The organism is Chroococcidiopsis sp. [FACHB-1243] (assembly GCF_014696895.1).
Taxonomy (GTDB): Bacteria; Cyanobacteriota; Cyanobacteriia; order Cyanobacteriales; family Chroococcidiopsidaceae; genus Chroococcidiopsis.
In genome coordinates this window covers 1-7671 of the sequence record NZ_JACJQX010000098.1, presented here as the reverse complement: position 1 = coordinate 7671, position 7671 = coordinate 1, and the positions used below count along the sequence as shown (strand labels likewise).

Below are 7671 nucleotides of genomic sequence, written 5' to 3'. Positions count from 1 at the left end.
ATAGATTTGCTACTGGGTTGAAGGTGCGGGTTGGTTGCTCGGTACAAGCGAGCGTGAAACAATCGTTGGCTTTGTAGTTGTAACTTGCCAAATGGTGTCCTATATACAATGGTACGTTGATCTTTGTGGCACAGCTTTTTATTGCAATGGGAACAAGCAGCTTGCTGTCTTTGGTATTCGGCTATTTGTTGAGAAGCTATGCTGCGTTGGGTCTGAAGCAATAATTCTTTGGCTTGGGCTAGAGTTAATCCCAAATTTTCGGGTTGTAAATTGCCTTTTTCGATTTGGACAACTTCTTGAATTGACTGGGTATCGCCCGACTCTGATTCAATAACTAGTTGAACTTTAAATTTCACACTATCCTCTGCTCAAATAACAACAACTTTCTATCTCCCGTGGCGTATTGTCGTAAATGCTTGTTGACTTGAGGATGGTCGAAGCGGTTTTGATAAACTAATAGCCAAGTTAGTAGCTCACTGGCTTCTTCTTTATCCATGTCAAAATTCCCGTCCCTCAACATTGAAGCAAACCGCTCTAACACGTCCCAAATCAAAAATTCTTCCCTCGCTTTCATAAAACCCCAAGGACCACCACAGTTCTCTGGGGGACAAACACCTTTACCACCAGTGCAGATTGGGTAAATTTGGTTTTCATCTGGAGTGAGTATTGCTTCTACTCTAATTTGATGTCGCCACCAGTAACGCCATGTACCCATTGATGGACATATACTGAAGTCATATTCGTAGAAAAATTTTTCTTTTAGTCTTAACCCAAACGGACCTAACTCCACTTCGCTGGCGCAGTCACTAAATACCGTTCCCCCTGGTTGGGTAATTCCATACTGCTTACCATGAATGATGAAATGGTGCAGGTGGATGTCTGACCAGCCCATTGCCAGCTGGAGCGTGTAATGCAAGTCTTCTATCGTGCTGTCGCTGCTGACAAGTATGCGTCGCCAGATCATGGGACTGATGCCAAGCAACACTATCTTTAATTGGTAGATAATGGGTTCGGAAGAATCGGACATGGGGTCATCCTACCGCGTTGCGTACCTCATCTCCCCCGAAATTTTTCGCTCTCCATATTGGCAGCAGTTGCTAGTACGAACAATCTGAGTGATGATGAAGCCTTTGCCGATATCCTCGATGGGGTTGAAGAAAAGATCGAGCAAGTGTCAGGGGATGGAGCGTATGACACAGCTTCGTGTTATGACGAAATTGCTGCCCGAGGGGCGAAAGCGACGATTCCCCCACGCTTTCGATGCGGTGATGTGGTCAGACGACCCAGAAACTGGGGAGGTGCATTCACGCAATCGAGTTTTGGAACGGATTGACGAAGTTGGACGGCAACAATGGAAGCAAGAGAGTGGTTACCACCGACGATATGAGGCAGAAACAACGATGTTTCGATTCAAGACCATCTTTGGGGGAACGTTGCGTCGCCGTCTGTTTGATAATCAAGCTGTTGAATTATTCCTCAAATGTGCAGCACTGAATCGAATGATTCATTTGGGTAAGCCCCAGAGCTACAAAGTAGAAAACTAAATCCTGGCTAGAAACAAACAGGAGCGATTCTCAAATTATTCATGCAACAAAGCCATGTTTTTCCAGAACAAATCGCAGTTGCAGGGCGAATAATCGGTGATAGCGTACCACCACTTATGTCCCGATTGTTAGTTCGGAGTACGATCGGTCGAGACAAGTAAATGTGCCGTGCAGGAGCGCGATCGACGCTTCGCATCTCATGAGTTCTGTTTCCTATCTGCTCTCCTTCTTCGCTCACTCAATGTATCAAATTTAGCAATTGAAAAATTTTCTGTTAAATATTATGTAAAACGCCTTTTAGTTATTTAATTATTTTGGATATTGAGCTAAGTTTATATAGAAGAGATTAACTAAAACTCGATTTAATAGCGAGTACTGGCACAGGCTAATTTTTTAGCTAAGTGTTGAAAGGATTGTCTTACTACTCTTTCAGAGAACGCAAATACCAAACAGTCAATTAAATCTGAGCTGTAGCACGGTCAAAATTTTTTAGGTTAATAATTTTTTAACAAAACCTAAAAACTGCTACTAACAGTCAAGTTTTGTCAAGAGCCTCAAACAGACAGTTGAACCAGAAATCTTCTCCATGTGTCAATCGCTTACATAAGTAGGATATTTCCAGCCTACAATTCAAATCGGTAACCGCTAGCAAGAAAATCTTAGTGTTATGAATTCACAAGAGACAGCATCTACTAGATACTCTGGAGAGAATAAATACAATTTTCAGAAACTGCTTGAATTAGTCAATTCTGTCGATCGTTTTCCTATTGATTTTGATATCGCTTGGAAATGGAGTGGTTTTCAGGATAAGTATAAAGCTAAAAAAGTTCTTTTTAGATCTTTTACTGAAACAGAGGATTTCTCTATCAAATTACTCCCACTTCAACCTCAAGTGAATTCAAATCGTTTGGGTAATCCAGGCGATCCCAGAATCGTCAAAATTAGCGTTGATTGCTGGAAATCTCTAGCATTAATGGCAAATACTTTTAGAGGACGACAGCTACGGCGAGATATTCTTCAGTGCGAGGCAACTATAAAGCGAAATAATAGTCGCTATTCATCTAATTTATCAGTATATCTCGAAAAAGCCGTACAGAAAAATATAACTCTCCAAGAGATTTTGTCACGGCAGTGGTGCGACTCGTTATTTAAAATTATGCTAGCACTTGAATTGCTCAACTGCTCGACTGTTGAAGATGTACGAGATACTTACATTGAAATTTTAACAGCTTCCTGCCATCAACTTTTAGAGACGTTCAGTAGTGTAGAAAAATTGCATTCAATTTCTGAATTTGAAAATTTTCAAGCTTTGCAAAAATTATCTAACTTGAAACAACATCTTATTGCTTAATCTTATTGCTTAGTTTCTTGTTTAGTGAAAAGTTGACTTGTAAGGCAAAATGAATAGACAGCACGGCGTTAACTACTATCCTGCGATCGCTCATTATCTTTCAGTTCTTCCACTTAGTTGCTATTAACTCATCATGTTAAACTTCCTCCATATATCAAGTTTCAGTTTACTATCTTTAACTTCAACAAATCCTATCTTAGTCGATAAGATTAGTAAAAACTTACCAAATAGTAATTTTCTTTGCTATATGCAAACGTCAGAAGGTACGGTGCTAAATTTAGAAACCCTATGCCAATCTGATACAAAAAAAGAAAATCCATCAATAAAACCAGGTAGTGCTTCCACAGAAAATAGCTCGGATAATGAAGGTGAATCAGGTAATGAAGGCGATCCAAGTATGGATACAACTTCCGACAATCTCGATCGCTCGGATAGCTTGGACAATAAATCAACTTCTCTAGAAGACGAACAACTTGATAATGAGGATAATGAGACTGAACCTTAGTAGATATAAATCTATATAAATACAATTTATCTATATAGTATCAGCTCCAAAATTCAGCTTTTAACGAGTACTTAGTAATAGTAGGAAAATGTATAACTCACAACCAATTCAAATCTACTATATTCGTGCAAAAGGAAAACCATTCATAGTTTTTGCTATCCCATAAAAAAATATATACCAAGACACAAGCATATTCACAGTTTGTAAATTTCTCAATTATTTATTTGTTTATGAATGTTGTACAATTAAATTAAACAATCATATTAATTATATATGTATGGTTTTTCTAAAAAAGAAGGTTGTTCTTGTAGACCAAAAAATACACTAATTTCAGGATTAAATATATCTTTCCTTCATTTTATTTTTCTCAAATTACAAACTTACTGCATGGTAGAATTTTTATTTGATTTTTTAGATGTTTTAAAAATAAAAAAGGTTTTAAGTTTATGTATAGTTTGTTTCAAGAATTAGAACAACAACTTAGAAAAGCCGAAGCTCTTATTAATTCGATTGAAAGAGAAAACCCTGGCCATCCTTTAATTGAGGAGCGGAAACGATTGAATGTTGTCAAAAATTTTAAAGAAGATTATTACATCTTTGTCAACTATATTAATAAACAACATGCAATAGGAAACTTAATAGTTATCCAAGAAGCATTAAAGTCTAAACAAGAGCAATTGGTTTTTTATCTCAACGCGCTTGATGAAATTATCAATCACCGGATTAAATGCATCGAAAGCGAATGCTAAAATTTTAAGTTAATAAAAATTTTAAAAATGACTCTAACAATCTGATAATTATAATTGCTAGAAAGTAAATATATACGTTACAAAATCACGCATCAGCTAAAAAAAAATGTCATACATTTTTAATAAAGATGTATTAGAGCTGATTCGTAAAGAAAATCTAAAAAGAACTGAATCTGATTGTGTTGGGTTATAGGCTAAATTGAGTGTAGTGATGTTGTTGTCGATGAGCCGTCTACCGACGATTGAGAATCCGTACCGCAAACCCTACCCAAGTGATTTAAGCGATGCCGAGTGGTTAATTCTCAAGCCGCTTCTACCTACACCCAAGGGATTTGGACATCCACCAGAAGTGGATGTCCGAGAAATTCTCAATGCCATTTTCTACGTGCAACGTACTGGGTGTCAGTGGGAAATGCTGCCTCACGATCTTCCTCCCTAGACAACGGTATATGGCTACTTTCAGAAATGGCAGCGCAAAGGTATTTGGCAGCTTCTTCACGACTCTGTGCGTCATCAACTACGACAGGATTTAGGGCGAGATGAACAGTCAACCGTTGCTATTGCCGATTCTCAATCGGTCAAGACAACGGAAAAAAGGGGGAGGTCTACGGCTTTGATGGTGGCAAGAAGGTTAAAGGGCGTAAACGCCATCTCGTTGTAGATTCTCTTGGATTGCTGATTGGCGTTTTGGTCACCGAAGCTAATGCATCGGAACGCTTGGGCGCGGTGGTTGTACTGGATGAAGCTGCTCCGGAATTGTCCAAATTGGAAGTTGTTTGGGTAGATTCTGGCTACTCAGGAGAAAACTTTGCTCGAGCCGTCAAGCAAGTTTGTGGAGAACAAGTTCGTGTTGAGGTGATTGAACGGATCTCGAAAACATTTGAGCGATTGCCGAAGCGATGGATTGTGGAGATGACCCAGCTACAATGCCCTCATAAACTTCAACAGATGAATGCTGGTTGAGCAGCGCCGATTGGTGATTTTTGTAGGGCATAAATTCTCCTCCTGAATTGATCCTACGGTATAGCTGCCTAGTGTGGTTGAAGCAACTCTTTCTCTAACCACTGTTGTCGCATACGGTCACTCAAAGAACTTTGACGAAATTGGTTTAGCCGTCCTAGCTCTGCTGAGTCTGCCCAAACAATTAATCGATATGGTGAGGTCTGCTGTTGCCGAGCCTTGACCCAACCTCGCCTGACCCAAGCATAGAGCGTAGTGTTGGGAATTGCCAACTGACGTGCTAGATCGGGCAGCCACCACTCATTGGCTGCCAGTGGTTCTTTGTCAATACCTTTGGGACGACGTTGGTATATTCCCAGGCGTTGCATCAGCTCTAGCACACTTGGACGCTCGAATCGAGTACAGTGTTTTGGGGGACGAAAGCCTTGTTGATTCAGTTGCTGGGCGATTTCGGCGGCAGTGAGTTTTGTTGCTGCCAATGTGCGTATTCGCTGGCACAGTTGCGGGTAGTAACTCAATTGTTCCCACTTGGCTACGGGACGAATCGCTTGATGTTGAGTCATACTACCCCCTATCCATTCAATCGTAAGGGTAATGTGTTCGCTGTGTCCGTGAACCTGCACGATGATGCGATGAATCAACTGGCGAACGATCTCCTTGCGTTGAGCAGGAGTCGTTGTTGGCGCTGACCAAAGAGCAGGAATCTCATGGGCTAGCTGCTCAATGGCAGCTCGTTGGGCTGGTGATAATTGTCGTGGTTGTTGGGCACAAAAACGCTGATAATCTTCCTGCAACTGTTGCTGCTCAGCCAGCTTTTCTTCCCATTAGGAGTGCTAGTTGCCGCGCCACGAGACGATTTTCTGGTTCAACCAGACGGTAGTGCCGTCCAGCTCGCTCTGCCTCAAATGCAGCTCGCTCCAACCGCTGTTGCCAAATTTGATTGAGTTGGGCTCGCTCCTGTTCCAGTTGAGTGGCAGCTTGTAGGGATAATTCCAGTGCAGCAGGTTGTAATGCCGCCAAAACTTGCTGAGTAACGGCTCTATCGAGTGCTATCCCTGATAGGTGTTGACAGCGTTCGCCGCCATAATCACTTAACAAGCGATTGCAAAGATATTCATGCGTTCGTCCCTGACCGCTGTAATGCACTGTCATGCGACAGCCACAGTAGCTACAAACAAGAAGACCTGACAGAAGAGCCGAACCATGACGTGCTGCTCCAATCACATCTGCACGGGCTTGATTGGCTTGCAGGCGAGATAGGTTCTGTTGATATTGCTCCCAGGAAATGAAAGCAGGAAAACAATCTGGAATCAGTGCATGCCAATCCTCTAGGGCACTCACCACGCGACCCGTTTTTGGTCGTCCTGGTTGTTGCTTGCGTGGGTCAATCTGGCGACGACCATAGGCGTATGTACCAGCATAAGCCGGATTCTTGAGTAGATTTTGCAGCGTCATTCGGTTTGGGCGATGCCATTCCAAATCACCTTTATTCGCGCCAACCCGCACTCGAACACCTAGTTGGATATCATGCCGGACTAGGTATCTTAGGACACCGTTGAGTGTTCCCAATTCTTCAAACTTGCGAAAAATCAGCCGCACGACCTGCTGGACTTGCTCATCAGGGTCAAATGCAATTTCACCCGACGGACGGCGAATGTAACCAATCGGTGGAGCAAAGTTCAATTCACCGCGTCGTGCTTTATTCAGCTTCCCCTCTTGCATCCGTTGCTTGAGGATGTGCAATTCGGCTTCACTCATGGTGCCTTTGAGTCCCAACAACAGGCGGTCATTATACTGGCTGGGGTCGTAGATCCCATCTAAGTCTGCAATTAGTGTCCTGAATAATGCACAGACTTCCAACAGTTGATGCCAGTCTTTGGACGAACGCGCCAGTCGTGACATCTCGATTCCCACAATTAAGCCCACATGATTCAAGCTGACTTCTGCTACCAGCCTTTGAAATCCCTCGCGTCCTTCGGCTGTTGTCCCTGATTTTCCTAGGTCATCATCAATCACCAAAACCCGATTTGAACTCCACCCCAAAGCTTGGGCACGTTCCACTAACCCGTATTGAAGTCGCGTTGATTCTTGATGCTAAGCGCACTTGTTGCAGGGTAGATTGTCGTATATAGACAACAGCTAGACGCTCCAGATGAACGGGTAGAATCCTCTCGGAGCGTAATTCTCGCACATTAGACCTGTAGTTCATGGCTCTCCTCCTCGGTCAGTGTTATCTGACCAACTAGCAGTTGAGCCAGCAGCCATATCAGTCGTTGACGATTCGCTACTGGTAACTGCCGCCACAATCGATCTACTGTTGGCGGACTGGACGGGGGGGGATTTCTCGCTTTGACATACCGTACCTTCCTGAGTGCCGGAATCTGCAGTTACTTGGTATCGTGCGACCAACGCTACCAACCCTAGTAACCCTTCTATACTGACGATAGCTGAAGAATTTTGTTTATGGTTTATGTAGGTATTGTGGTTGGGTAATCGAAAGGACGTTCGGCTGGCTGAATCGATTTCGGCGTTTGAGTAAGGATTATGAGTTGCACACAGAGA

9 protein-coding genes and 2 pseudogenes are annotated in these 7671 nt (G+C 42.6%); 5 read left to right on the top strand and 6 right to left on the bottom strand.

The features are described 5' to 3' along the window. Both H6G17_RS31560 and H6G17_RS31555 read right to left on the bottom strand, forming a co-directional pair. Positions 1-356 (bottom strand): annotated as a pseudogene (locus H6G17_RS31560) (ISKra4 family transposase); the annotation flags it as partial. Continuing rightward, positions 353-1027, bottom strand: coding sequence for a plasmid pRiA4b ORF-3 family protein (locus H6G17_RS31555; protein WP_192162580.1), 675 nt, complete (start codon positions 1025-1027; stop codon positions 353-355). The pseudogene H6G17_RS31560 and the gene H6G17_RS31555, both read right to left, overlap by 4 nt. 163 nt (positions 1028-1190) lie before the next feature. Between H6G17_RS31555 and H6G17_RS31545 the strand changes: the two genes are divergently transcribed. Continuing rightward, a complete protein-coding gene (locus tag H6G17_RS31545) occupies positions 1191-1544 on the top strand; it encodes a hypothetical protein (protein ID WP_242038708.1) in 354 nt (117 codons plus the stop codon). Positions 1545-1551: 7 nt separating this feature from the next. On the opposite strand, the gene H6G17_RS31540 is transcribed toward H6G17_RS31545, so the two are convergent. Next, complete coding sequence (locus tag H6G17_RS31540; RefSeq protein WP_192162568.1) at positions 1552-1782, bottom strand: hypothetical protein; 231 nt, start codon at positions 1780-1782, stop codon at positions 1552-1554. A gap of 654 nt (positions 1783-2436) precedes the next feature. Here H6G17_RS31540 and H6G17_RS31535 point away from each other — a divergent pair. The 4 genes and pseudogenes from H6G17_RS31535 to H6G17_RS35060 form a co-directional block, all read left to right on the top strand. Then, on the top strand, positions 2437-2895 hold the full coding sequence (locus H6G17_RS31535; RefSeq protein WP_192162567.1) for a hypothetical protein: 459 nt from the start codon (positions 2437-2439) through the stop codon (positions 2893-2895). Between the two features lie 247 nt (positions 2896-3142). Further along, positions 3143-3400, top strand: coding sequence for a hypothetical protein (locus H6G17_RS31530; RefSeq protein WP_192162566.1), 258 nt, complete (start codon positions 3143-3145; stop codon positions 3398-3400). Between the two features lie 446 nt (positions 3401-3846). Further along, on the top strand, positions 3847-4149 hold the full coding sequence (locus H6G17_RS31525) for a hypothetical protein (protein WP_192162565.1): 303 nt from the start codon (positions 3847-3849) through the stop codon (positions 4147-4149). Positions 4150-4372: 223 nt separating this feature from the next. Further along, positions 4373-5061, top strand: a pseudogene (locus H6G17_RS35060) (IS5 family transposase); the annotation flags it as partial. Positions 5062-5180: 119 nt separating this feature from the next. Here the strand turns inward: H6G17_RS35060 and H6G17_RS33045 are convergent. The 3 genes from H6G17_RS33045 to H6G17_RS33765 form a co-directional block, all read right to left on the bottom strand. Continuing rightward, positions 5181-5903 carry a hypothetical protein gene (locus H6G17_RS33045; protein WP_199317168.1) on the bottom strand — a complete coding sequence of 241 codons (723 nt, stop codon included), beginning with the start codon at positions 5901-5903 and terminating at the stop codon, positions 5181-5183. 10 nt (positions 5904-5913) lie between these two features. Next, positions 5914-7170 (bottom strand): recombinase family protein, encoded by a 1257-nt coding sequence (locus tag H6G17_RS33040; RefSeq protein ID WP_199317167.1) that lies wholly within the window; start codon positions 7168-7170, stop codon positions 5914-5916. A 144-nt stretch (positions 7171-7314) separates the two neighbouring features. Continuing rightward, positions 7315-7671, bottom strand: a 357-nt coding sequence (locus H6G17_RS33765) for a hypothetical protein (RefSeq protein ID WP_242038707.1), incomplete at its 5' end; no start/stop codon positions are given.

Bases quoted from the DNA above. Each gene is read 5' to 3' on its own strand.
- H6G17_RS31555 (WP_192162580.1), bottom strand. From the start codon at position 1,027: ATGTCCGATTCTTCCGAACCCATTATCTACCAATTAAAGATAGTGTTG.
- H6G17_RS31545 (WP_242038708.1), top strand. From the start codon at position 1,191: ATGACACAGCTTCGTGTTATGACGAAATTGCTGCCCGAGGGGCGAAAG.
- H6G17_RS31530 (WP_192162566.1), top strand. From the start codon at position 3,143: ATGCAAACGTCAGAAGGTACGGTGCTAAATTTAGAAACCCTATGCCAA.
- H6G17_RS31525 (WP_192162565.1), top strand. From the start codon at position 3,847: ATGTATAGTTTGTTTCAAGAATTAGAACAACAACTTAGAAAAGCCGAA.